26 protein-coding genes and 5 pseudogenes are annotated in these 23411 nt (G+C 39.8%); 9 read left to right on the top strand and 22 right to left on the bottom strand.

Annotation, left to right across the window (positions count from 1 at the left end):
• The first annotated feature begins 65 nt into the window (after nt 1–65).
• Nucleotides 66–547, top strand: a pseudogene (locus BLL41_RS17625) (DUF2798 domain-containing protein).
• 24 nt (nt 548–571) lie between these two features.
• Here BLL41_RS17625 and BLL41_RS23150 read toward each other — a convergent pair.
• The 3 genes and pseudogenes from BLL41_RS23150 to BLL41_RS17615 form a co-directional block, all read right to left on the bottom strand.
• A pseudogene (locus tag BLL41_RS23150) lies at nt 572–710 on the bottom strand (LysR family transcriptional regulator); the annotation flags it as partial.
• Nucleotides 711–729: 19 nt separating this feature from the next.
• On the bottom strand, nt 730–1392 hold the full coding sequence (locus BLL41_RS17620; protein ID WP_071578845.1) for an MBL fold metallo-hydrolase: 663 nt from the start codon (nt 1390–1392) through the stop codon (nt 730–732).
• A 193-nt stretch (nt 1393–1585) separates the two neighbouring features.
• Nucleotides 1586–2038 (bottom strand): MarR family transcriptional regulator, encoded by a 453-nt coding sequence (locus BLL41_RS17615; RefSeq protein ID WP_071578844.1) that lies wholly within the window; start codon nt 2036–2038, stop codon nt 1586–1588.
• A gap of 116 nt (nt 2039–2154) precedes the next feature.
• Between BLL41_RS17615 and BLL41_RS17610 the strand changes: the two genes are divergently transcribed.
• Both BLL41_RS17610 and BLL41_RS17605 read left to right on the top strand, forming a co-directional pair.
• On the top strand, nt 2155–2601 hold the full coding sequence (locus BLL41_RS17610; protein WP_071578843.1) for a GNAT family N-acetyltransferase: 447 nt from the start codon (nt 2155–2157) through the stop codon (nt 2599–2601).
• Nucleotides 2598–3203: a YczE/YyaS/YitT family protein gene (locus BLL41_RS17605; protein WP_071578842.1), complete on the top strand. Its 606-nt coding sequence runs from the start codon at nt 2598–2600 to the stop codon at nt 3201–3203. The genes BLL41_RS17610 and BLL41_RS17605 overlap by 4 nt, the downstream gene beginning before the upstream one ends.
• Before the next feature lie 94 nt (nt 3204–3297).
• Here BLL41_RS17605 and satA read toward each other — a convergent pair whose 3' ends face one another.
• On the bottom strand, nt 3298–3819 hold the full coding sequence (satA, locus tag BLL41_RS17600; protein WP_071578841.1) for a streptothricin N-acetyltransferase SatA: 522 nt from the start codon (nt 3817–3819) through the stop codon (nt 3298–3300).
• A 412-nt stretch (nt 3820–4231) separates the two neighbouring features.
• On the opposite strand from satA, the gene BLL41_RS17595 reads away from it, so the two are divergent.
• A complete protein-coding gene (locus BLL41_RS17595) occupies nt 4232–4588 on the top strand; it encodes an MmcQ/YjbR family DNA-binding protein (protein WP_046161080.1) in 357 nt (118 codons plus the stop codon).
• 159 nt (nt 4589–4747) lie between these two features.
• Nucleotides 4748–5314: a dihydrofolate reductase family protein gene (locus tag BLL41_RS17590; protein WP_071578840.1), complete on the top strand. Its 567-nt coding sequence runs from the start codon at nt 4748–4750 to the stop codon at nt 5312–5314.
• 141 nt (nt 5315–5455) lie between these two features.
• Here BLL41_RS17590 and BLL41_RS17585 read toward each other — a convergent pair.
• The 5 genes and pseudogenes from BLL41_RS17585 to BLL41_RS17565 form a co-directional block, all read right to left on the bottom strand.
• Nucleotides 5456–5640 (bottom strand): annotated as a pseudogene (locus BLL41_RS17585) (arsenate reductase/protein-tyrosine-phosphatase family protein); the annotation flags it as partial.
• 11 nt (nt 5641–5651) lie between these two features.
• Entirely contained in the window at nt 5652–6692 is a 1041-nt protein-coding gene (acr3, locus tag BLL41_RS17580) for an arsenite efflux transporter Acr3 (protein ID WP_071578839.1), read from the bottom strand.
• Nucleotides 6693–6713: 21 nt separating this feature from the next.
• Nucleotides 6714–7154, bottom strand: a complete 441-nt coding sequence (locus tag BLL41_RS17575) for an ArsI/CadI family heavy metal resistance metalloenzyme (protein WP_071578838.1) — start codon at nt 7152–7154, stop codon at nt 6714–6716.
• Nucleotides 7155–7210: 56 nt separating this feature from the next.
• Complete coding sequence (arsR, locus tag BLL41_RS17570) at nt 7211–7528, bottom strand: arsenical resistance operon transcriptional regulator ArsR (RefSeq protein ID WP_071578837.1); 318 nt, start codon at nt 7526–7528, stop codon at nt 7211–7213.
• Between the two features lie 233 nt (nt 7529–7761).
• Nucleotides 7762–8172, bottom strand: a complete 411-nt coding sequence (locus BLL41_RS17565) for an Lrp/AsnC family transcriptional regulator (RefSeq protein WP_071578836.1) — start codon at nt 8170–8172, stop codon at nt 7762–7764.
• A 218-nt stretch (nt 8173–8390) separates the two neighbouring features.
• On the opposite strand from BLL41_RS17565, the gene BLL41_RS17560 reads away from it, so the two are divergent.
• Together BLL41_RS17560 and BLL41_RS17555 are read left to right on the top strand one after the other, a co-directional pair.
• Complete coding sequence (locus BLL41_RS17560; protein ID WP_071578835.1) at nt 8391–9152, top strand: MBL fold metallo-hydrolase; 762 nt, start codon at nt 8391–8393, stop codon at nt 9150–9152.
• Nucleotides 9153–9314: 162 nt separating this feature from the next.
• Nucleotides 9315–9593: pseudogene (locus tag BLL41_RS17555) on the top strand (ester cyclase); the annotation flags it as partial.
• Between the two features lie 330 nt (nt 9594–9923).
• On the opposite strand, the gene BLL41_RS17550 reads toward BLL41_RS17555, so the two are convergent.
• From BLL41_RS17550 to emrC, 3 genes are all read right to left on the bottom strand, one after another.
• Entirely contained in the window at nt 9924–10055 is a 132-nt protein-coding gene (locus BLL41_RS17550) for a MerR family transcriptional regulator (protein ID WP_256252461.1), read from the bottom strand.
• Between the two features lie 42 nt (nt 10056–10097).
• Nucleotides 10098–10679 carry a hypothetical protein gene (locus tag BLL41_RS17545; protein ID WP_071578834.1) on the bottom strand — a complete coding sequence of 194 codons (582 nt, stop codon included), beginning with the start codon at nt 10677–10679 and terminating at the stop codon, nt 10098–10100.
• Between the two features lie 196 nt (nt 10680–10875).
• Nucleotides 10876–11253: a multidrug efflux transporter outer membrane subunit EmrC gene (gene emrC / locus BLL41_RS17540; protein WP_071578833.1), complete on the bottom strand. Its 378-nt coding sequence runs from the start codon at nt 11251–11253 to the stop codon at nt 10876–10878.
• 254 nt (nt 11254–11507) lie between these two features.
• Between emrC and BLL41_RS17535 the strand changes: the two genes are divergently transcribed.
• Nucleotides 11508–13577: a thioredoxin domain-containing protein gene (locus BLL41_RS17535; RefSeq protein ID WP_071578832.1), complete on the top strand. Its 2070-nt coding sequence runs from the start codon at nt 11508–11510 to the stop codon at nt 13575–13577.
• Here BLL41_RS17535 and BLL41_RS17530 read toward each other — a convergent pair.
• Entirely contained in the window at nt 13574–14473 is a 900-nt protein-coding gene (locus BLL41_RS17530; RefSeq protein WP_071578831.1) for a CPBP family intramembrane glutamic endopeptidase, read from the bottom strand. The two genes, BLL41_RS17535 and BLL41_RS17530, sit on opposite strands and share 4 nt — an antisense overlap.
• A 226-nt stretch (nt 14474–14699) precedes the next feature.
• On the opposite strand from BLL41_RS17530, the gene BLL41_RS17525 reads away from it, so the two are divergent.
• Complete coding sequence (locus BLL41_RS17525; protein WP_071578830.1) at nt 14700–16055, top strand: MFS transporter; 1356 nt, start codon at nt 14700–14702, stop codon at nt 16053–16055.
• Nucleotides 16056–16088: 33 nt separating this feature from the next.
• On the opposite strand, the gene BLL41_RS17520 is transcribed toward BLL41_RS17525, so the two are convergent.
• The 9 genes and pseudogenes from BLL41_RS17520 to BLL41_RS17480 form a co-directional block, all read right to left on the bottom strand.
• Entirely contained in the window at nt 16089–16643 is a 555-nt protein-coding gene (locus BLL41_RS17520) for a sugar O-acetyltransferase (RefSeq protein WP_071578829.1), read from the bottom strand.
• Between the two features lie 17 nt (nt 16644–16660).
• The gene (locus BLL41_RS17515; RefSeq protein WP_071578828.1) at nt 16661–17041 is read right to left on the bottom strand and encodes a VOC family protein; all 381 of its coding nucleotides are present in this window, start codon (nt 17039–17041) and stop codon (nt 16661–16663) included.
• A 54-nt stretch (nt 17042–17095) separates the two neighbouring features.
• Nucleotides 17096–18031: a transcriptional regulator CcpB gene (gene ccpB, locus BLL41_RS17510; RefSeq protein ID WP_071578827.1), complete on the bottom strand. Its 936-nt coding sequence runs from the start codon at nt 18029–18031 to the stop codon at nt 17096–17098.
• Between the two features lie 59 nt (nt 18032–18090).
• Nucleotides 18091–18851 (bottom strand): annotated as a pseudogene (xth, locus tag BLL41_RS17505) (exodeoxyribonuclease III).
• 60 nt (nt 18852–18911) lie between these two features.
• Nucleotides 18912–19151, bottom strand: coding sequence for a 30S ribosomal protein S18 (gene rpsR / locus BLL41_RS17500; RefSeq protein ID WP_003219224.1), 240 nt, complete (start codon nt 19149–19151; stop codon nt 18912–18914).
• Between the two features lie 43 nt (nt 19152–19194).
• Entirely contained in the window at nt 19195–19713 is a 519-nt protein-coding gene (gene ssbA / locus BLL41_RS17495) for a single-stranded DNA-binding protein SsbA (protein ID WP_003219228.1), read from the bottom strand.
• Between the two features lie 40 nt (nt 19714–19753).
• Entirely contained in the window at nt 19754–20041 is a 288-nt protein-coding gene (gene rpsF, locus BLL41_RS17490; RefSeq protein WP_003244064.1) for a 30S ribosomal protein S6, read from the bottom strand.
• 110 nt (nt 20042–20151) lie between these two features.
• Entirely contained in the window at nt 20152–21252 is a 1101-nt protein-coding gene (gene ychF, locus BLL41_RS17485) for a redox-regulated ATPase YchF (protein WP_071578826.1), read from the bottom strand.
• 126 nt (nt 21253–21378) lie between these two features.
• Entirely contained in the window at nt 21379–23382 is a 2004-nt protein-coding gene (locus tag BLL41_RS17480) for a molybdopterin-dependent oxidoreductase (RefSeq protein WP_071578825.1), read from the bottom strand.
• Between the last annotated feature and the right edge of the window lie 29 nt (nt 23383–23411).

Raw genomic sequence — 23411 nt, 5'->3', positions numbered from 1 at the left:
CACTTATGAGCATGAACGGTTCATTGGTATACTAATCACCGATTATGAAGAGAAGGAATGATTGTATGCCAGCAAATAAAAAAGAAGGCCTTATATTTGGCGTGATGATGTGCTTTGGAATGGTCTGCGTCATGTCGATTTACAATGCCATCATCAACGGAGCCATCCACGATTTTTCACCGGTGACCATTTTTGAAATGGCCATCGGTTTTATTGTCGCTCTCCTGTTAGATTTACTGTTAGTGGGCCCCCTCGCCAAGAAGATTGCATTCAGCATGCCGTTCGACAAGACTAAAAAAATATATGTCATCCTTGCCATGTCAACTTGTATGGTGATTGGCATGGTACTTTGCATGTCTATGTTCGGTTTAGTGACAGCGGTTCTGGCAAATGGACTGAACGGAGACAGCCTCTTCAGCACTTATCTCATGATGGTGTTGAAAAATTTCATCCTGGCCTATCCATTGCAATTACTGATTATGGGCCCATTAGTCAGAGGGATTTTCATGAAATTTGTTAAACCAAAGAGCTCACAGCCGCAGTTTAAATAGAATAGGAGTGAGCCTGACACTCACTCCTTTTGCTCATGAATAGAATGTAAAACAAGCCTCCGCAAAAGCCTCTGCGGCAGGCAGCTGCCATTTTTTCTTTTTGAGTAACAGGTGTGAGTAAATCGGAACAAGGGATTCAACATGCTGGAGATTTTTCAGATTATGTTTTTTACTGCCATTAGTCCCTATACCGTATCACATAGCTTTTATACAACTCTTCGTTATAAAGAATTTCTTCACCATGTGACGAGCATATGAGCGTAGGTTTGATTTCATCTATGATCGCACCGCTATCAATGTTCTCATTTATATCCACACTGAATCTTCTGATAGGGGGATGTAAATCTTCCTTACTTGTGGTAAAAAGATCACCCGTTAATAGAGTACGATCGATTTTATGATAATACACGACATGCCCCGGAGAATGTCCGGGTGTTAAATAATATTGCAGAGGCAAGTGAGCAAGCGTTTGCTCTGTCAGCGGCTGAACAATATGGGCTACCCCTGTATTCTCTACTTCATTTTTGTTCGGGTAAGGCGCTTCTCCATTGATATATATAAGTTCTTTCTGGTGGGCATAAATCGGAATATCAAATCTCTCTAACCATTTTGATGCACCTCCGATATGATCACTGTGGCCATGGGTAAGCAAAATGGCTTTTGGATTGCCGATCGCTAACGCTGCCCTAATTTGAACATCAGCAAAACGTTCTATCCCCGTATCAACAATATAAACATCATCGCCATTTTTAATAAACCAAGTATGAACCGGGACACGAAGGGGAACATCAAGCTCAAATTCACATTGAAAGACATGTTCTGATAGTTGTCTCAAGTTCATCAAAACCACTCCCTTTGGAAATTTCTTGCTATCATTACTGTAATACAAATCAATTCAATATGTAACTACGCACATTTTTGTAACTTGATTGTGAAATGATTCGAAGCAGGAAATTTGCCCTTCCCGGACTCATATTTGGTTCTGTCGCTATTGAAGATCAATAGTGCTTTTTTTTAAAGATACATTTTGTACATTAATAATCCCTTTTGTTCCCCTTCTTCACATACTCCCAATCACGTTCTACATTTTTCCTCACTCTATGAAGGAGTGCAGAAATGGTTTCCTTTTCCTCGTGTGTAAAACCGGACAAAGCGACTTCCGTGGAATGTTCTCCTTCTCTTCTTAACAAGGGATACACCTTTTTCCCTTTCTCAGTCGGGAACAGTTTTTTTATTTTTTTATTTTGCTCATCTGGCAGTTTTTGAATAAATCCCTGCATTTCCAGCTTCTTAATTGCCCGCGCGGCCGTTGTCCGGTCCACTTTTATCATTTCCGCCAGCTTCTCTTGAATAATTCCCGGATTTTCGTGTATACGTACGAGATAGAGATACTGCCCTCTTGTTAAGTCCAAATCTTTAAATTCGATATTGCTTATGGAATCCAACGCTCTTGCTATCATGCCGATTTCACGCAAAATATCATTCATTCTAAAACCCCTCACGTATTTTTGTTGCAATTACAACAAAACTGTTTTAACCTTACTATTATAAGACCACATGCATGCTGGACAGTCCAGACTAATATCAGAAAAGGATTGATTTAATGAATATAAAAAGAATAACAACTGAAGCGGATTTACATGAAGCTTTAAAGATTAGAAGAGCCGTTTTCATTGAGGAGCAACATGTATCTGAAGCTGATGAGTTCGATGAATTTGATACGCTTCAGGAACAATGCCAGCATATCTTGGTATATCATGAGAATCAGCCTGTTGGCACAGGCCGTGCGCGCATCGTTGGCCATACAGCAAAGCTGGAAAGAATCTGCATCCTAAAGCCTTACCGTAAGTACGGATTGGGGAAGATCATCGTAAGCGGGTTAGAGGAAATCATGAAAGAAAAAGGACTGACTGCATATAAGCTGCATGGTCAAACACAAGCAGCAGGCTTTTATCAAAAACTGGGCTACCAGACTTCTTCACAGGAATTTATGGAGGACGGCATCCCTCATGTCTTGATGACAAAAGACATATCGCGGAATATAACATGAAATATACATATTATGGGTTAGGCATACTCATATTAAGTTTGGGCATTTCCTTAACCATACAGTCAGGACTGGGCACATCACCCTTCGATGCCCTTTTGGTTGGTCTGTCAAAAGAAGTCGGTCTTACCGTAGGAAGCTGGGAAGTCCTTATTTCTGTGATCCTCTTAATCTGTAACGCTATATTAACGAGAAAAAAACCTATTCTGCTGGGCTTAATTACAGCATTCATTACTGGAATAGGCATTGACCTATGGTTGTTTGTTGTAAAAAACACCTTCTATCTAAACGCGTTGTTAAGCAAACTAATATATTTCGGAATTGGTTTGGTGCTCATCGGTCTTGGAACAGCCATCTATCTGCAGACGAAGTTTGCATCAACGCCCATCGATCATTTGACACTTATTATCCGAGATCTCTCCAAAAGAACTATCTTGTTTTCAAGAACATTGGTATACGCTCTTTTTTTGGTATTAGCCATTATCTTTAAAGGCCCTATCGGCATCGGAACCCTTTTAACGGTTTGTTTGGGAGGAATGATCCTTCACGTTTTTATGCCTATTGTGGAAAGACATTTCTTATCAAAGAATAGAAGAGGTTATTAAGAAACCTCTTCTGATACAAAAAACGAAACCAAAAACAAACCCCGTTTCGTTCGTCAGTTTTTTATCTCTGGTACTGTTGAGATTTTATAATCAATTAAAATTTATAGTACCAAAAAATCGCAATTTCATTTGCTGTTGGAAGGTTGGAATAAAGCATCGTATCAACCGCACCTATTATAAAATGATGTTTGGCATAAAAATGACAAGCTGAGACATTAATATCTTGTGTTTCAAGCATAAGACCACAAAAGCGATTCTCCTTTGCCCACTCAATCGCTTTATGTAGTAATGCTGTTCCAACACCTTTTTTTCTATAGTCTTTTGCAACGGCAATGTCCTCTATTAGTGCATACCCATTCCAGTTAGAACGAATCTTAATCCGGCCGATGCAGTTGTTTTCAACATAATATAAAAAAACAACCTTCCCCTCTTCTTCAACATAACTAACATCCATTTCATCATTTTCATATTGTTTAAAATAAGGTTTAGAAAATCGTTCCTCAGTATATGTCCAAACACCGTTTTCAAAAGCAGGTATCATTCTCCCAATAACAACGAAAGGTTCGTTTGGTTTATTGAAATCTTTCATATTCAATTGAGTCATTTTATTGATCATATCAATCTCCGCCAATCGAGATAATATTTAGTAAACTCGTTTCGATACTATTCAATAACCGCTTCCAAAAGTGCACTCTTTAGGAGAACAGCCTTAGGTAAGACATCCATTACCTTATATATATTTCACTATCTTAATGAGGTATTTCAACAGAGGCTTGTGGTAAAGTAAAAGGGAATAGAAACAAGAGAAAAGAAGATGACCCTATGCCCACTAACAATAAACTCAATGAGACATATCATACTTCCTTCAACTCACCCACAACCCTGTTGACTAGTACCCGTGGAGAGAGGAAGCTTTGACACAGCTTCTGCCATTGGTGACATCTCTATTGAAGCATCCAAAGGACAACCAAGGATCGCTCTTTGACTTTTCCAAGAAGAAATTAGAGTGAATAAAGGAGTGATTGAGTATGTTAACAAGAGAAGATATCTTTAAACACGTCAAAGAAAAATACGGTACATCGCCTGATTACCCGTGGGAGAAATACCCAAACTATGCTTCTTTGAGACATACATCGAACAAAAAATGGTACGGTCTTATCATGAATATTCTCCCAGAAAAATTAGGCTTGGATGGTCATGGCGAAATAGATATTCTGAATCTAAAATGTCCCCCTGAAATAAGTGATAGCTTAAGAAACGGGGAAAATATCTTACCCGGATATCATATGGATAAGGAACATTGGATTTCAATTGTTTTAGAACGGACAGATCCAGAAGGCGAAATCTATAACTTAATCGAGCAGAGCTTTCATTTAACCAAGTGAAGATAAAGAGTGTTCCTGCTAATCAAGCTGCGAAGAGTAGTGGGCACTTTCATTTTAGGATATTGTTCTTCACTCTGTCCATAAACGCAACTTAGTCTATCTGGTGCGAGAGTGGGAGAAGAATTTCTATCAACTTCTTATGTAAAAGGATGAATAGTTATGACAAATAACTTAAAACAGAGAAGAATAATTTTAGATTTAGCAGTTACTTTAGATGGTTTTATTGAAGGGAAAAATGGAGAAGTTGATTGGTGCATTATGGACCCTGATATGGGGTTTACTGATTTCTTAAATCAAATTGATACTATTTTATATGGTAGAAAAAGCTACGATTTATGGGGACAATATATTCCAAAAAATGAAGACTCTGATACAGAAAAGGAAATTTGGAAATTGGTTCATAGTAAAAAGAAATATGTTTTTTCCAGAACACAAAATGAGATTGATAATCAAGCCATATTTATAAATGATAATATTCTTGAGGAAGTAAATAAATTGAAGAAAAAGCCTGGCAAAGACATCTGGCTATATGGTGGAGCGAGTCTCATTACAACTTTTATAAATTGGGGGCTTGTTGATGAATTTAGATTATCTATTCACCCTGTTGTTTTGGGAGAAGGAAAACCGTTGTTTATTGATGTAAAACAAAGGATAAATTTAAAAATGGTGAATACAAGAACATTTTCCTCTGGCGTTGTGCAAATCGTTTATCATTGGAATGGCTAAAAAAATTTTTCACTCCAAAATATACATTGTAAGGTAACACTCGACAGTTATTTTTCTTATTGAACTAAAGGGGAATCCATAAATAATAGGTTCCCCTTAATACTATGGAATTATCAACATCGTATTTTAACAGAACCCAAATTGATTAAAGATATCTATACCAACTTCATTCATCGTTTTAACAGCATTCGGATTTAATCCATGTGCCTCTATCCCGCGCTATATACTTTCCACTCATCACCTAAATATTGTTTAGCCCATCCCTCAGCCATTTGACTTCGGCAAGAGTTCCCTGTACATAAAAAGTAAATAATTTTATTCTTCATATATTCCACCTCTACATCGAGTGACTTCGAAAGTATTTTCGTTGAAACCATAAAGCAACCTTAACGAGTGCAATCATGACAGGCACTTCTACAAGCGGACCAATTACGGCAGCAAATGCTGCACCTGAATGAATTCCAAACACACCAACAGCTACAGCAATCGCTAATTCAAAGTTATTGCTTCCTGCTGTAAAAGCTAAAGTAGTGGTTACAGCGTAGTTTGCTCCGATTTTCTTTCCTAAAAAGAAGGAAACAAAGAACATTAAAACAAAGTAAATCAATAATGGAATCGCTACTCGAACAACATCTAACGGCAAGCTAACAATTACATCACCTTTTAAGGAAAACATGACGATAATTGTAAATAGCAAAGCAATTAACGTAATTGGGCTAATTTTAGGAATGAACACTTTTTCATACCATTCTTTGCCCTTCACTTTTACAAAAATATAACGTGTCACCATTCCTGCAATAAAAGGAACTCCAAGGTAAATGAATACTGATTTTGCGACTTCTCCCATCGTAATATTCACTACTGCTCCTTCCATTCCTAACCATTGCGGAATAACTGTTACAAAAATGTAAGCATAAACTGAGAAAAAAAGCATTTGGAAAATTGAGTTAAAAGCAACTAATCCTGCCGCGTATTCTGTATCACCTTTTGATAAGTCATTCCAAACAATAACCATCGCAATACAGCGAGCCAATCCAATCATAATAAGTCCAATCATATACTCCGGTTTATCTGGCAAAAAGATGATAGCCAAAATAAACATGAGAGTCGGACCAATGATCCAGTTTTGCACTAAAGACAAAATTAACACTTTAATATCTTTAAATACCCGACCAATTTCTTCATAGCGGACCTTTGCTAGTGGTGGATACATCATTAATACTAATCCAATAGCTAAAGGGATAGATGTAGTTCCAACTTGTAATTTGTTTAATCCACCAACAAAACTCGGAAATATAAAACCTAATCCTATCCCCAATACCATCGCAAGAAAAATCCAGATGGTTAAATAACGGTCTAAAAATGATAAACGTTTCATTACTTTATCCTCACCCTTTTATTAACAGCAAGAATTCGTTGTACTATCGCTTGATGGTGTTACACAACAAGAGGAGAAATCTTGTTTTTGAATCTCGCTGTTCGATTTGGTATAGAAAAATTCCCACTCGTTCCCATCTGGATCAGTAATCCAAAATTTATCTTGGACTGCATAACAACAAGTCGTATCCATTTCTTCACGTGCAAAAAACCCCTCTTTTTCAAGCCTTTCCTTGTGTTTCAAAACTTCTTCCAAACTATCTGCTTGGAATCCAAAATGATTCACTTGATTTCCCTTCACCTCATCTGTGACATTTAAAGTGAAGTTCAGTCCAGGAGTCTCTAATAAAAACTTTGCATAGTCTGTTTTTACTTTCACAGCCTTGACTCCAAAAACTTTTTCATAAAAATTGATCGATTTCTCCAAACTGACAACGTTAACCCCTACATGAACATATTTCATTTTAATTCCCCCTTATATATTAATCAAAAAAATTTGATTTAATGACTAAAAATTTTTTAGCAGCAATCTCCTTCACCTTTTTTTCTAAATACACAACAAAGCTCTTCTGATAATAAGCTATTTACTTCCTCATCATTTAAATCATAATAGCTCCATGTTCCCTTTGTCTCTTTCGTTATTAAGTTGGCATCTAATAAAATTTTAAGATGATAAGAAAGTTTAGATTGTGTCACCTCAAAGATCTCAGTCAGATCACAAACACATGTTTTTCCCCTTTGACAAAGTTCATACATGATCTCTAATCGTTTCTGATCAGCAAGAGCTTTAAATTTTTGTTCATATTTCTGAAGTAGTTCTGATTTCGTCTCATTCATTATATCGCCTTCTTTAATCAATTTTTTTTGATGTATTTATTATACTCAGATTTTTTAAATAAATGCAACCAAATAAATCAATTTTTTTTGATTAATCGTTAAAGCCCCTAAAACTTGTGTAACCAGATAGGAATTTTCTATTTTTTAACATTTTCTTCATCGCAATTACATCAAAGTTATCACTTGTATTTGGTGCCATGTCCGTTAAAATATCAAACACCTTAAAGTTACGTTTATTTGTTAATCAAAATTGTCAATTTATAATTAACATGCTTGTTTAATTCCGTTAAAAATTGATCTAGCACTTCATTATTCGGAAATCTACATTCAAGAAGATAACAGCCATCTCCGCTAATTTTATAATTATTGATTACATGTTTCTCTTGTGTTTCTATAAATGTAAGAAATGGTGTATGATATGTGTTTTTTGTATAGATATTCAGCATGGCATGTATGTTACATCCCAATTTTTGTTGGTTTACTCTAATTGTATATCCCTCAATAACACCTTTGTCTTCTAACTTGGCAACTCTAGAAGCAGTTGCTTGCCCAGTCAAATGAACTTTTTCTCCTAATTGTTTCATTGAAATACGGCTGTTTTTTGATAACTCTTCTAAAATTTTCATATCAGTATGATCTAACATGTAAATTATTCCTTTCCTTGATTCTTCGTGTTTATAAAAGCCCCCTGAAGAAGTAATTATTTTTTAATCCGATTCTCTGATTTACTAACAGTTTACACAAAATAAAATACATACTTTCAAAAATCAAGTCAATCGACAGAAAGACTTGATTTGTTCCATGTATTTACTCAGTGGCTGTATGTAAACTATACACATACCAAAAAAAGGAGTGTTTACACATGGAAATACAACAAATTCGTAATGCCACACTTGTTGTCGAATATGCAGGCAAAAAGTTTTTAATAGATCCTATGTTAGCTGAGAAAGGTGCTTATCCTCCATTCCCAAATGCGCCAAGACAAGATCAAAATAACCCTTTGGTTGAATTGCCAACATCTGTTGACAATATTATAAAAGATATTGACGCTGTAATTGTTACTCATTTACATTATGACCATTGGGATGAAGCTGCTAAAAAGAGATTACCAAAAGATATCAAGTTGTTCTCTCAAAATGAAGAAGATGCAGCAGAAATAAGAAATGCCGGATTCAAAAATGTCGAAGTTTTAACAAAAGATACAGTCTTTGAAGGCATTCAACTGATTAAAACAAAAGGCGAACACGGAAGAGGAGAAGTTTTAAAACTTGCAGGTCTTGTATGCGGCGTTGTGTTCAAACATCAAAGCGAGAAAACATTATATGTAGCCGGAGATACAGTATGGTATGATGCCGTTCAGGAAGAGATTAATACACATCAACCAGAAATTATTGTCGTAAATGGCGGAGATAATCAATTCTACGAAGGCGGTTCTCTCATCATGGGTAAAGAAGATATCTATGAAACGTATAAGGCTGCTCCAAAAGCAAAAATTATTGTAAGCCATATGGAAGCTGTAAACCATTGGGGATTATCAAAAGAAGAACTAAAATCCTTCATTAATGAAAAAGGAATTGCTTCTCATGTTTTAGTGCCTGAAAATGGTGAATCATATTCATTTTAATCTAACATATGATATGAAGTTTTAAGGGAGGGGAGTGTTCATTATGTCCATTGATAACAATAAAGAATTAGTACGTCGTTACTTTGAAACGATTGAACAAGCTTAAAAGACTTTTGCCATAAAGACTTCGTATTCTATCCACAATTAGATACACCGTATCCAGGCGTAGAGGGTTTAATTGAATCAGAAAAGAAAAACTTTGATGCTTTCCCCGATTTCAAAATGCCCATTCAAACAATGGTAGCTGAAGGCGACCTTGTTGCAGTTTATTTTATTTTTGAAGGAAAACATACAGGTATTCCATTTGCTGGAGTTACTGCAACAGAAAAAAACGTTAAATTCTCTCTTATGATGTTGCCACGTATTGCTGATGGTAAAATTATTGAGCATAGATCTCATGTAGATGTGCATGATATTCTCCGTCAACTTAGCGTTCATTAACATTAAAAAGCTAGGAATAGAAATAGTGAGAGACTAAGAGATTAGCTTGGTCTCTTTTTTTTATAAACGTATGTAAAAATAAACGGCTACGGAACTTGAGTTTGGTGCCAGTTTTTTAGATTACCCAAAATATAAAGTTCCTTATGTAAGAGTATGAAGAGGTTCAAAAAGAATAGATTGTCTACAGCATGATTCCCGTTGAATAGTGGAGGTATGATACTTACAAAAAAGTTGTTTACTTGTTGGCCTAAGACAATACAACTTAGTAAACAACTTTTATGTGTAAAAGCACAAGAGCTTGTCTCAACTCCTTCTCATAATAAACATTTATTAATCATTATTAACTATCCAATCACTAATTTCCGAAATGGACAAACCAGATTTCTTTAATCGTTTAATTGTCTCAATTCTTTGAACCGATTCTTCTCTTGGATATCGCCGAATACTTTCGAGGCTTAACATGATATTGTAATGTATAAAAAAATTAAAAGAGGATAACAAAAGTTATCCTCTTTCATTATATTTTTGTTCGTACCTATCCCAATCATTCAACAAGATATGTAAATAATCATTCTTATTACATTCAGTCTGACTGTACCCTAAATCTTTTCTTATTAAAACCATTAGTTCACCCAAAAGGTTTATTAATTTTTCAGCTTCTTCGAGCTTATTAGTTTTTAAAGATTGCTTTCTATACTCAACAAACTTTTTAACAGTATCATCTGATGCAAAGAAAAAAAGTTTAGAACCTAACTCAGTCATACTTTTAATATGCTCTTTCTTAACTTCTTCATTTGTTGACAATTCATTTATATAATCTTTATCAGTCAAATTCATAACAAGTAGCCTAATAAGTCTTACAAATTCTTCTGTCTTATGAATATGTAACTGAGCTTCATTGATTTTCACTAACTCTAGGTCAGTTGTCAGTTTATTTCTGAACTCTTCTAACTGAGTATTTAAATCGTGCTCAATTTTTTTTAAATTTTTGGCATGTACTTGATCAGGTAATTTTTTAACATAAGTAATTATAAACCAGCCAACAAAAACCAATACTAACTGCAAAATCACACTTAAAATCTCCATATACAAGCTTCCTTGTTTTTTCCTAATTGTACCACTGATTTGAAGTATTAAGTAAGACCACTTTGAGAGATTAATGATTATTGCACAACGTCCAACGCAATTCCATTCCAAATAAAACCAATCCAGCTAAAAATGATATAAATAAAAAAGTGAGGTTTTATACACCTCACTAACAAACCTATAAAACTTTACAACCTCAATCCGTTTCATTATTTGTAGTAGCACTTGCGTTTTCAACACTGTGTGCTTCACCATGACCAGGACCAAAAAGATTTAATATTACAACTCCTACAAGTATTAAAACAATCCCAGTAACACTGGCAACGTTAATTTTTTCTTTCCAAATCAAAATTGAAATTATTGTAGTAGCAATAATACCTATACCCGACCAGAGTGCATAGGCAGTATTCAAAGGTATGGTCTTCATTGCAAGTGATAAAAAGAAAAATGAACCAATAAAGGAAATAATTGTACCAATAGTAGGGTAAAGTTTTGAGAAACCTTCAGCTGCCTTGAGCATAGAAGAACCAATAAGTTCACCTAAAACTGCGAGTGCTAAATATAAATATGCCATTGTTATTCTCTTTCCTCCTGTATCAAATAATCAACGCATTAAAAACCTGGTTTATTTCACTATTTCTTTATTAGTTACAACTTTACAAGAAACTGCAAATGGTTATAAGTCTTGATTTTGCAAAAAATTGTGCGCAAAAATGGCTGGTTTTCACTAGACGAGTAATAAAATCTAATCTAATAAGGCATAAACTAAACTCCATTATGGTAAAGTAAAAATAGCAACAAATAGCAAAAGTGAAAGAAGGTGGTCCCATGCCCACTAACAATAAACCCAATAGATTAATCGCTGAGAAGTCCCCATATTTACTCCAACACGCTCACAACCCTGTGGACTGGTTCCCGTGGGGAGATGAAGCCTTTGAAAAAGCAAAACGCGAAAACAAGCCGGTTCTGGTCAGCATCGGTTATTCGACTTGCCATTGGTGCCATGTCATGGCCCACGAAAGCTTTGAAGACGAAGAAATCGCGCGTCTTCTCAATGAACGGTTTGTGGCGATTAAAGTCGACCGGGAAGAGCGGCCGGATGTGGATTCTGTTTATATGAGAATCTGCCAGCTGATGACCGGGCAGGGCGGCTGGCCGTTGAATGTATTTATTACGCCTGATCAAAAGCCGTTTTACGCGGGTACATATTTTCCAAAGACGAGTAAATTCAATCGTCCCGGTTTTGTTGATGTGCTTGAGCATCTGTCTGAGACGTTTGCGAACGACCGCGAGCATGTCGAGGATATTGCGGAGAACGCCGCTAAACATTTACAGACCAAAACAGCTGCAAAAACTGGTGAGGGCCTTAGCGAATCAGCAATTCACCGGACATTCCAGCAGCTTGCCAGCGGGTTTGACACGATCTACGGCGGTTTCGGGCAGGCACCGAAATTTCCAATGCCTCATATGTTGATGTATTTGCTTCGTTATTATCACAATACAGGGCAGGAGAACGCTCTATACAACGTGACAAAAACATTGGACAGCATGGCGAATGGCGGCATTTACGATCATATCGGGTATGGGTTCGCGCGCTATTCAACCGATGACGAGTGGCTTGTTCCCCACTTTGAAAAAATGCTCTACGACAATGCGCTGTTGCTGACCTCTTATACCGAAGCCTATCAGGTCACGCAAAACAGCCGCTATAAAGAGATTTGTGAGCAGATCATTACGTTTATTCAGCGGGAAATGACTCATGAAGACGGAAGCTTTTTCTCCGCTTTAGACGCGGACACAGAAGGAGAAGAAGGAAAGTACTACGTGTGGTCAAAGGAAGAGATTCTGAAAACGCTCGGGGACGATCTCGGAACGCTGTATTGCCAAGTGTATGACATCACTGAAGAAGGAAATTTTGAAGGCAAAAATATTCCAAACCTCATTCACACAAAACGAAAACAAATCAAAGCGGATGCCGGGTTAACCGAAGAAGAGCTCAGCATCAAGCTCGAAAACGCAAGACAGCAGCTCTTGAACATTCGCGAACAAAGAACCTATCCGCATGTCGATGATAAAGTGCTGACCTCATGGAACGCACTGATGATCGCGGGTCTCGCCAAAGCAGCAAAGGTATACCAGGAACCGGAATATCTCAGCCTAGCGAAAGACGCCATTACATTTATTGAAAAAAATTTAATCATCGACGGCCGTGTGATGGTCCGGTATCGAGACGGCGAAGTGAAAAACAAAGGCTTTATCGACGATTACGCTTTTCTCCTATGGGCCTATCTTGATCTCTATGAAGCTTCGTTTGATCTATCTTATTTACAAAAAGCGAAGAAACTGACAGACGATATGATCGGCTTATTTTGGGATGAGGAGCATGGCGGATTCTATTTTTCCGGACACGATGCAGAAGCCTTAATCGTCCGGGAAAAAGAAGTGTACGACGGCGCCGTGCCTTCCGGAAACAGCGTGGCAGCTGTTCAGCTGCTGCGTCTCGGACAAGTCACAGGCGACTTATCACTGATTGAAAAAGCAGAAACGATGTTTTCTGTATTCAAGCCGGACATCGACGCGTATCCGAGCGGCCATGCTTTCTTTATGCAAAGTGTGTTAAGGCATCTGATGCCTAAGAAAGAAATCGTTATTTTTGGCAACGCAGACGATCCAGCCAGAAAACAAATCATAGCGGAGCTCCAAAAAGCCTTTAAGCCTAACGACTCCATTCTGGTGGCAGAGCATCCCGAGCAATGCAAAGACATTGCACCATTTGCAGCAGACTACCGCATTATAGACGGCAAAACAACCGTGTATATTTGTGAAAACTTCGCCTGCCAGCAGCCGACAACGAATATCGAAGAAGCGATCCACACGTTAATAAGCAGCAGGGATTAAGACCCTTGCTGCTTACTTTTTGATTTCTTATGGTACCATAAAGCGATCCCCGCAAACACAAGATTGACCGCTATCGTAAAGAAAGCCTCCCACATTGGGTTCCCCCGCGTAACCGTAAAGAGAGAAGGAATTCCTCCATACACACTGTTTTTTTCTGTAATAAACATACACAAAAACATATTATTCGCGGCATGGGCGCCAAGTGATATTTCAATACTGCCAGTTTTAATCGTGTAATAGGTCCACACAAAACCAAATGTTAAGTACTCAATTCCTGCCCAGACAGCTCCATTGTTCATTTCTGGATTCGCAAAATGCAATACGCCAAACAATCCTCCGACAATCAGTGTCAAGATTAGAGGATTTTTCGTCAATCTCCCGAAAGCTTGAAGCAAAAATCCCCTGAAAAACAATTCCTCGGCTGATGTCTGAAACGGAACCAAAATGAGAGCCGCTGCTAGCAGCCAGATAAACCGTGTGGCATCAAAGGCTTGCATTGAATAATTGTCTGGATGAATCGCAAAATCAATCAATTGTACGATGATCATCAGCAAGAAATAAGCAATAAAGCCAAACAAAATTCTCCGCCAATTGATCTTAGAATTCGGTGTAATCACCGTTCGGAAAGGCCGCTTCAAAATAAAGCGCACAGCCAGCCAAACTCCCGGAATGGCGAATAAATAAATCACATGGGACAAATAAAGATCTACAAGAGGATCACTCAGCACAGCTTCATCCAAATCAAACGTGATATCCGGATTCACAATAACCGTGAACAGTATGGCGAAAAGGTAAGCTATATTCCCGAATACATATAACCCTACCATCACCAAAAAAGCGAAAAAGTATCTCCACAGCGTATTGTTTCCTTCTATAGGACGGATAAATGAATTCATTCCTTCTATGTCTCTTCCTTTCAATGTGAATATTACTATATATTTGCATAAATCGGTCTATGAATCTACTGTTTTGGAAATCTTTTAAGCAAAATGAACAGAAAAAGTGCGAATTTAGTTCTCCCATCTAGTGATTTGAACTCTGTCGCCAATGAACCAAGATACTTATAATATTCACAAGAAGGGAATTATCAGTCTTTTCTTACTACTTAAAAGGGGGTTTTTTATGAATACGATCTTCAAACAAAAGAATGCACATCCTTTCTCAAACGCAGCGAATCGTTTAGACCGCCTTCCGATTTCACGCGTTCATTTGCAAGTGTTAACCGCTCTCGGCATTGTTTATTTCTTTGATCTCGCAGATTTATTTACCCTCAGCAATGTAGCGCCGGCACTGATCGAGCATTGGGGCATTCCGCTTTCAACTATTGCCAACGTGACGGCGGCTTCATTTTTAGGCATGTTTTTAGGCGCTTCACTGGGTGGACGGCTGTCCGATCGAATCGGCCGCAAAAAAGCCTTAAATCTATTTGTCTTTGTTTTCTCAATCGCATCGCTGTGCAATGCCGCTGCATGGGACATTCCATCTTTAATGACATTCCGTTTTCTCACCGGATTTGGCGTCGCAGCAGCCATGGTCATTACGAATAGCTATTTGGCGGAATTTTTCCCTTCAAGTGTACGTGGAAAATATATTTCTTTTTGTGCCATGATTGGTTTGATCGGGGTTCCGATCACCAACATTGTGTCTGCCTTTGTCATTCCGCTCGGTTCATGGGGATGGAGGCTTGTATTTGTATGGGGTGCCGTCGGCCTTATTTATTTTTTCTTCATCCGCCGTCTGGAAGAGTCACCTCGCTGGCATGAAAATCGCGGTGAATATGCGAAAGCTGATGCGATCCTCAACCGAATTGAGGCGCAGGTTGAACAGGAGAAAGGCCCGCTTCCGGCACCGGCTCAATCTAAAGCAAACAGTTCCGTTCAACAGCATGCCGGTTACGCAGGATTATTGAAAGGCAGAAACCTCAAAATCACCATTATTTTATCTGCTGTATGGATTTTTGAAACGTTTGGGTTTTACGGATTTGCCTCATGGGTTCCAAGCCTGCTAAAAAGCAATGGTGTCACCATGGAAAATACATTGTGGTATAACGTATTGCATTCTGTCGGCGCTCCGCTTGGCGCACTGCTCGGCTCCATGATTTCTGAGAGATTTCAAAGAAAGTGGATTTTAGCTGCCAGCGCGTTTCTAACGGCCATCGCCGGGCTCTTATATGGCATGACTTTTATTCCCATCATGATCATTGTGTTTGGTTTTATCGTAAATATCACAGAACGGGTTTTCACCTCGAACTTATACGCCTATACATCTGAACCTTATCCGACTGAATACCGCTCGTCCGGCAGCGGATTAGCCTATGGTCTGGGCCGTTTTTCAAACATTTTCGGCTCATTGCTTGTCGGATTTATTGCCGTTCAGCTCGGCTATGTCAGCGTCTTCTTATTTATAGGCGGCTGCTGGCTCGCATGCTCCTTGCTGTTAATCTGCTTCGGCCCTAATACCAATGCGAAACAAATTTAAAAAAGTCAGTGCGGATCTGCCGCACTGATCTCTTTACAATTCCTTCAATATCCTCGCAGGGTTTCCGCCTACAACAGTGTTAGCGGGCACATCCTTAGTCACAATAGATCCTGAAGCAATCACCGCATTATCACCAATTGTCACTCCTGGGTTAATCACTGCCCGGCCTCCGATCCAAACTTGATCTCCAATTGTCACAGGCTTACCGAACTCCTTCCCGGACTTTCTTTCAATCGGATCAAGAGGATGTCCAGCCGTGTAGATATGTACACCCGGCGCAATCAAACAATGACGGCCGATACGCACCTCACACACATCTAAAATGACACAGTCAAAATTTACAAATGTGTGATCTCCGATATGAATATGATAGCCATAATCACAGCGAAATGTCGGCAAAATCGTGACTTGATCCCCAACCGAACCGAGCAGCTCCATCAAAAGCTCTGTCCGCACTGCATCATCTTCTGGTGTTTCGTTATATTGTCTAATCAGCTGTCTCGCATGCTTGCGTTCTAGTACTAGTTGTTGATCTTCCGAATTGTATAATTCTCCGGCTGCCATTTTTTCTTTTTCTGTCTTCAGCATTCAAGTCACTCCAGATGTCAAATTGTAATCTCGATCAAATTTCCTTCTTCATCTTCAATCACACTTTCATAGTAGCCGTCTCCTGTTGTCCTTGGGCCGTTTACTACTGCGAAACCGTCCTTCTTCAATCGGGCAGTCAGTTCATCAACCTTCTCCCGGCTTCCTACGGAAAAGGCAATGTGTGCCCAGCCTGTCATCGTTTGTGAAGGCGGATCGGTCACATTCCCTTTTTTCATAATCTCCAGCCTTGCTCCGGAATCGAACGTAATAAAATAAGATTTAAAATCCTTTTTCTCATTATGATACAAATCATTCGCTTTGCCATTAAAATACGTTTCATAAAAAGACTTCATTCGCTCTAAATCATTGACCCAGATCGCTGTATGTTCAATTCGCATTTCTTCTCCTCCTTTACCTTCAATGAAGTTATAAGGTATGAAATGCATTTCAGTTCAAGCTTTTTTCTCAAAGTTATGCTGAATTTTGATATCAACGGGTTCATCCTGCAAAAAGAGAGAAAATGCGGAGGTGCCAAGCTGCTCAAGATTCAAATCAAGCGATGGAAATCCAAGAACACGGCTGATAGAAGAATTTCCCTCACCTATAATTTCAACATCCCAATTATTCTTCCGGGCGAATAGATGAATTCCAGCTGCCACTTCATCACTGTTTGCATAAATAGCAGTCGGAACCCGGCCACTCATATAAAAATGTTCGGCTGCCAGCTCACCATCACTCATATCGTTACATCCGGACAGCATATGACCGTTTTCCAATCTTCCGCAGACAGCTTTATAGGCTGCGGCTTTATCAGCCGTGCTCGGGCTTCTATCAGCTTCTCTGACACACGTGAAAGCAATATTCTCATGACCGCGGCTCTTTAAATAGCGAAAGCTCTCTGCATAAGCAGCTTTTCTGTCATTATACGCACAAGGGACATCAATGTCTCCGGTATCCTCACAGGCGATGATCGGCCCATATTCCTGATAAGCTAAAATACTGTCCCAATGATTGGCGCGGGAAGTAATAATAAGACCGTCTATTTTCTTTGTTTTTAACAGCTCTAAATATTTGATTTCAATAGCGGGGTTATAATTGGTGGGGAGGAGGGTCGTTGCATACTCATGCTGAAAAGCAGCCTTGGTGATTCCGTTAACGATTTTATCAAAGCAGGGATGATCGCTATAAGGCAGAATCACACCGACCGTATGGGTTTTCCCGCGAATGAGATCGATTGCGGTTCGATTTGGTGTATAATTCAATTCCTTCATGACTTGATGGACAAGCTTTCTCTTTTCTTCAGACACATACGGATGATGATTCAATACACGCGAAACAGTTGAAACAGATACATTTGCCAGTCTTGCAATCTCTTTTATATTTGCCATCCTCTTCTCCTTTTTCATATAAAAAAAGCAGTAAGTGTAAAATCCTTACTGCTATCTCATCATATATTGATGATAAGTTCAACAGGACAATGGTCGGAACCCATGACATCCTTTGATATGCTGGCATCTTCAATCTGTTCCTTAAGGCTTTCAGAAACAACAAAATAATCAATGCGCCATCCGATATTTCTGTCCCGGGCGCCGGCACGATACGACCACCAGGAATAAGCGCCTTCAAGATCAGGATAAACATGACGAAATGAGTCAACAAAGCCAGCCTCTAATAAACGAGTGAATGCCCCTCTTTCTTGATCAGAAAATCCAGCGTTCTTCCGGTTCGCCTTTGGATTTTTTAAATCTATCTCCTGATGAGCTACATTCAAATCACCGCATAAAATCACTGGTTTTTTCTTATCCAATTCAAGAATATAAGACAATAAAGCCTCTTCCCATTGCATGCGGTAATCGATCCGCTCTAATCCCCTTCTGGAATTGGGCGTGTAAACAGTCATCACAAACACGTTTTCAAATTCCAGCGTAATCACTCTGCGCCTTCTTGGTCATGCTCTTCTACTCCGATACCGTACATGACATGCAGCGGCTCTTGCTTAGAAAAAACTGCTGTGCCGGAATATCCTTTTTTCACTGCATAATTCCAATACACATGATAGCCTTCAGGCTGGAGATCAACCTGGCCGTCCTGTATCTTCGTTTCCTGAAGACATATGATATCTGCATCCTCTTCTTTCAGATAAGAGAGAAAATCCATTTTTCTCATTACAGCCCGAAGGCCGTTTACATTCCATGAAATCAGCTTCATGTTTCATCCCCCTATAAAAAAGAGCAAGAACCCGAAGGTCCTTGCTCTTTACGTATCAGCTTACTCACCGCTTACGTATGGAAGTAAAGCCATTTGACGTGCGCGTTTGATTGCTGCAGTCAATTTACGTTGGTATTTAGCGTTTGTTCCAGTTACACGACGTGGTAAAATTTTACCGCGCTCAGAAACAAACTTTTTAAGAAGATCTACATCTTTGTAGTCGATGTGCGTGATACCGTTAGAAGTGAAATAACACACTTTACGGCGTTTCGCACGACCGCCTCTGCGTCCTCCTGCCATTGTCATTTCCCTCCTTTCTTTTTCATTTTAGGCGATAATCACATTAGAATGGAAGATCATCATCCGAGATGTCAATCGGTTTGCCATCGTTGGCAAATGGGTCATCATTAAAGCTGTTCCCTTGATTGCGTCTCTGGTTGTTTTGATTTCCCCCGAATGGATTATCATTTTGGCCTCCGCCAAAGTACTGGCCTCCGCCGCTGTTTCCTTCGTTGTATCCACCTGAACCAGAACCGCCGCCGTTTTTCGGTTCAAGAAATTGAACACTTTCAGCTTGGACCTCTGTCACGAAGACACGCTGTCCTTGCTGGTTTTCATAGTTTCTTGTTTGTAAACGGCCATCTACGCCTGCAAGGCTTCCTTTTTTCAAGAAGTTTGCAACGTTTTCGGCTTGTCTTCTCCAAGTGACACAATTAATGAAATCGGCCTCACGTTCTCCGGACTGGTTCGTAAATGTACGATTCACAGCAAGAGTAAACGTAGCAACAGCCGCACCGTTTGGCGTATAACGAAGCTCTGGGTCTTTTGTCAGTCTTCCGACTAATACAACTCGGTTAAGCATAAGAAAGACCACCTTTTACCATTATATATTTCAAAATTGCTTATTCTTCTTCTTTAACAACAATGTGGCGAATGATATCGTCACTGATCTTAGCTAGACGGTCAAATTCTTGAACTGCCGCAGCATCAGATTGAACGTTTACGATTTGGTAGAAACCGTCGCGGAAATCGTTGATTTCGTAAGCAAGACGACGTTTACCCCAATCCTTTGTTCCAGTGATCTCCGCACCGTTAGAAGTCAGAACGTTGTTGAAACGCTCGATAACTGCTTTTTTAGACTCTTCGTCAATGTTTGGGCGGATAATGTACATAACTTCGTACTTTCTCATCTGTTTGCACCTCCTTTTGGACTAAGCGGCCCATAATGGGCAAGGAGCAATAATTCTATTACTCACAATTTTATATTATACCAAAGCTCTTGTCCCTTTACAACTGCATCCTAAACATTAAATCGGAAATGAATAACATCTCCGTCTTGGACCACATATTCTTTCCCTTCGAGGCGGACTTTTCCTGCTTCTTTGGCTCCTGCCATACCGCCGCCCGCAAGAAGATCCTCATAAGCAACTGTCTCAGCACGAATGAAGCCTCGCTCAAAGTCACTATGAATAATTCCTGCACACTCAGGGGCTTTCATGCCTTTTTTGAATGTCCAAGCTCTGACTTCCTGTTCTCCCGCTGTGAAGTATGTTGCAAGGCCAAGAAGAGAGTAAGACGCTTTGATCAGCTGATCAAGGCCTGATTCTTGAATGCCCAGCTCTTCCAAGAACATTTGCTTTTCTTCGCCTTCAAGCTCAGCAATTTCGGATTCGATTTTCGCACACACAACGATTACTTCTGCGTTTTCGCCTGCAGCGTACTCGCGAATCTTCGCTACATTTTCATTGCCAGATGGATCAGCCACTTCATCTTCACTTACGTTGGCCACATACAAAATAGGCTTCGAAGTCAGTAAATGGAGCTGCTTCACAAGCTTTTGCTGCTCTTCAGTGAATTCTACAGATCGAGCAGGCTTTTCACTCTCAAACGCTTCTTTCAGTTTAGATAAAATCTCAAACTCAAATACAGCGTCTTTATCTTTTTGTTTCGCAAGTTTGCTGACGCGTGTAATCCGCTTTTCAACCGTTTCCATATCAGCGAGGATCAGCTCAAGGTTGATCGTTTCAATGTCATCAATCGGATCAACTTTTCCGGAAACGTGTGTAATGTTGTCATCGGAAAAAGCACGGACAACGTGGCAAATCGCGTCAACCTGGCGAATATGAGATAGGAATTTGTTGCCGAGTCCTTCTCCTTTAGATGCGCCTTTTACAATCCCTGCAATATCAGTAAATTCAAAAGCAGTCGGCACAGTCTTCTTCGGTTTGACCAACTCAGTCAGCTTTTGCAGACGATCATCAGGTACTTCTACAATCCCCACGTTCGGATCAATCGTACAGAACGGGTAGTTCGCTGATTCGGCACCGGCCTGTGTAATTGCGTTAAATAGTGTTGATTTCCCAACATTCGGCAAACCAACAATTCCAGCTGTTAAAGCCATTCTTTCATCTCCTCTATATAAAACCGTCATTGTATGAACGTATTTTGAACCTAGAGCAATTATAAGGAGGTTCACTGGAAAAGACAAGCTGACAAAAAAGCATTTTCAGCCTGTAAATCTCCTTGATTATGCTTTTTTCAAGCCTACTAAACAGTCAAAAAGCGTACTTCCCAATCCATTATCAGAATTTGTATCATTTGTCAGTGCATTGACTGAACCTCCAAAAGCCGCCCACATGCCTTCATCTATATTAATCGTCTTCGCATGAGCCTGCTTCATCACTTTCACCTTTCCCTTCAAGCGTCCGCGGTCATTAAAGATGACAACCTCGTCTCCATCCTGAAGGTCTTGCTCAGCCGCTATATCTGGAGAAATATCGACCTGAACGTGCTGAAGCTTTTCAATAAACGGCACATGCTGTGAATGGTTGGAACGCTGCGGATGAATGGACAACAGCGTATAAGGATACTTTCCAGCTAACGCCTCATTATGGAAAACAGACTCTTCGGGCACATTTAATTGAAGCAAGCCGCTAAACCCTTTTTCTTCAGCTAGTGACGAAGTAAATTCAAATTTCCCACTCGGCGTCAAAAACTTATAATCATCCCATGGCACCTGTTTTACTGGAAGAGGGAGGTGGCCTTTTTCCTTTAAACGCTCGAGTGTCACACCCTCTGCTTCCAATGAAGAAAGCCCCATCTCTAAAAATTCTTGAGTACTGTATTCAAACAGCTCGCCAAACCCAAGGCGTTTTGCAAGCTCTGACCAGATCCAGCTGTCCGACTTCGCTTCACCCTGGGGCTCCACGAGTTTTTTTCCGTACTGAACATAGTGGTGATACATACTGGAATAGTAGATATCCTCTTCTTCAAAAACAGTGGCAGTCGGCAAAACATAATCACACAGCTTTGCGGTATCCGTCATAATGGAATCAATCGCTACCGTCATTGGAACCTTTTCAAAAGCTTGTCTGACTTTGTTTGTATTCGGCACCTGAGTCAGCGGATTTCCACACGTCACAATAATCATCTCAATCGCAGGATCAGCAGCGGTCAACACCTCTTCAGCCTGCGTCATCATTGAAAATGAACGTGATGCTGTTTTTAATTCCGGCTGCGTCAGCTTTGTTTTTGCAAAGCTCTCGCCAATCTGGACATTTCCGAAATTCGCGCCGCCGCCCTTAATTCCGACATTTCCGCTTGCCGCAACGAGTGCATCAATCCAGCGAATCGTTCCTCCGCCGTTTTTATATCGCTGCATGCCAAGCCCCATAAAAGTAGACACCGGACCATCAGCATACAAACCGGCCAAATACTCCAGCTCCTCCATAGAAGTTTCTGTTTTCACTATGAACTCTTCCAGAGAAACGGTCTTCAAAAGCTCTTTTACATCATCAAAACCGACAGAATGCTCAGAAATAAACGTTTCATCCGTTCTTCCCGTCTCAATCAGAACCTTCAAAACAGCAGCCGCAAGCCAGCCATCCATTCCAGGCTTGACAGAGATATAGCGGTCAGCAAGCTTAGCAGTCGGATTGAAGATCGGATCAATCACCGTAATCGTGGCGCCCTTTTTTTTCACCTGCTGCAAATGATGGTATAAGTGCATATTTGTTCTGGATACATTTCTTCCCCACACAACAACATGCTTGCTGTTGTAAATATCAAGCGGGCCATGCCCGTACGAACGGCCAAAATCCCAGCTTTGCGCCTCGATGCCGGAGCCCCAGCATATGCTTCCGACGATTTCAGTCACACCGCCATATCCATTAAAAAAACGCTGATCAAGCGCTTTTAACAAACCATTATTCGCATAATCATGGCTGTGCAAAACAGCAGTCGTCTCCGACGTTTCCTTGATCTCCCGAAGTTTATCGGCAATTTCATCAAGTGCCTGTTCCCAGGAAATCCGCACAAACTCGCCATTTTGTTTTTTCATCGGATAACGAAGCCGATCAGGCGAATTTGTTTTTGTCTCAAGCATTCTGCCGCGGCCGCAGATTTTGCCCTCCGTAATCGGATGGTTTGGATCCCCGTCCACTTTCGTTACCTTTCCGTCTTCAACAGTCACCAAAAAGCCGCAGCTGTCCCAACAATTCAGCGGACATGCCGACTGATGCACTTTACTCATCGCCGTCTTCTCCTTACCTTCTATATGAA

Origin of the sequence: Bacillus sp. FMQ74 (assembly GCF_001875785.1) — a bacterium.
GTDB lineage: Bacteria > Bacillota > Bacilli > Bacillales > Bacillaceae > Bacillus > Bacillus stercoris.
This window is presented reverse-complemented; position numbering and strand designations above follow the sequence as displayed.

Coding starts and splice junctions, on each gene's coding strand:
- BLL41_RS17610 (WP_071578843.1), top strand. CDS start 2,155: ATGAATATAAAAAGAATAACAACTGAAGCGGATTTACATGAAGCTTTA.
- ccpB (WP_071578827.1), bottom strand. CDS start 18,031: ATGGCAAATATAAAAGAGATTGCAAGACTGGCAAATGTATCTGTTTCA.
- BLL41_RS17575 (WP_071578838.1), bottom strand. CDS start 7,154: ATGAAATATGTTCATGTAGGGGTTAACGTTGTCAGTTTGGAGAAATCG.
- BLL41_RS17605 (WP_071578842.1), top strand. CDS start 2,598: ATGAAATATACATATTATGGGTTAGGCATACTCATATTAAGTTTGGGC.
- BLL41_RS17480 (WP_071578825.1), bottom strand. CDS start 23,382: ATGAGTAAAGTGCATCAGTCGGCATGTCCGCTGAATTGTTGGGACAGC.
- BLL41_RS17595 (WP_046161080.1), top strand. CDS start 4,232: ATGTTAACAAGAGAAGATATCTTTAAACACGTCAAAGAAAAATACGGT.
- ychF (WP_071578826.1), bottom strand. CDS start 21,252: ATGGCTTTAACAGCTGGAATTGTTGGTTTGCCGAATGTTGGGAAATCA.
- satA (WP_071578841.1), bottom strand. CDS start 3,819: ATGATCAATAAAATGACTCAATTGAATATGAAAGATTTCAATAAACCA.
- BLL41_RS17535 (WP_071578832.1), top strand. CDS start 11,508: ATGCCCACTAACAATAAACCCAATAGATTAATCGCTGAGAAGTCCCCA.
- BLL41_RS17515 (WP_071578828.1), bottom strand. CDS start 17,041: ATGCGAATTGAACATACAGCGATCTGGGTCAATGATTTAGAGCGAATG.
- BLL41_RS17560 (WP_071578835.1), top strand. CDS start 8,391: ATGGAAATACAACAAATTCGTAATGCCACACTTGTTGTCGAATATGCA.
- BLL41_RS17545 (WP_071578834.1), bottom strand. CDS start 10,679: ATGGAGATTTTAAGTGTGATTTTGCAGTTAGTATTGGTTTTTGTTGGC.
- rpsR (WP_003219224.1), bottom strand. CDS start 19,151: ATGGCAGGAGGACGCAGAGGCGGTCGTGCGAAACGCCGTAAAGTGTGT.
- rpsF (WP_003244064.1), bottom strand. CDS start 20,041: ATGAGAAAGTACGAAGTTATGTACATTATCCGCCCAAACATTGACGAA.
- BLL41_RS17525 (WP_071578830.1), top strand. CDS start 14,700: ATGAATACGATCTTCAAACAAAAGAATGCACATCCTTTCTCAAACGCA.
- BLL41_RS17530 (WP_071578831.1), bottom strand. CDS start 14,473: ATGAATTCATTTATCCGTCCTATAGAAGGAAACAATACGCTGTGGAGA.
- BLL41_RS17550 (WP_256252461.1), bottom strand. CDS start 10,055: ATGTTAAGCCTCGAAAGTATTCGGCGATATCCAAGAGAAGAATCGGTT.
- ssbA (WP_003219228.1), bottom strand. CDS start 19,713: ATGCTTAACCGAGTTGTATTAGTCGGAAGACTGACAAAAGACCCAGAG.
- BLL41_RS17620 (WP_071578845.1), bottom strand. CDS start 1,392: ATGAACTTGAGACAACTATCAGAACATGTCTTTCAATGTGAATTTGAG.
- acr3 (WP_071578839.1), bottom strand. CDS start 6,692: ATGAAACGTTTATCATTTTTAGACCGTTATTTAACCATCTGGATTTTT.
- BLL41_RS17520 (WP_071578829.1), bottom strand. CDS start 16,643: ATGCTGAAGACAGAAAAAGAAAAAATGGCAGCCGGAGAATTATACAAT.
- arsR (WP_071578837.1), bottom strand. CDS start 7,528: ATGAATGAGACGAAATCAGAACTACTTCAGAAATATGAACAAAAATTT.
- BLL41_RS17590 (WP_071578840.1), top strand. CDS start 4,748: ATGACAAATAACTTAAAACAGAGAAGAATAATTTTAGATTTAGCAGTT.
- BLL41_RS17565 (WP_071578836.1), bottom strand. CDS start 8,172: ATGTTAGATCATACTGATATGAAAATTTTAGAAGAGTTATCAAAAAAC.
- emrC (WP_071578833.1), bottom strand. CDS start 11,253: ATGGCATATTTATATTTAGCACTCGCAGTTTTAGGTGAACTTATTGGT.
- BLL41_RS17615 (WP_071578844.1), bottom strand. CDS start 2,038: ATGAATGATATTTTGCGTGAAATCGGCATGATAGCAAGAGCGTTGGAT.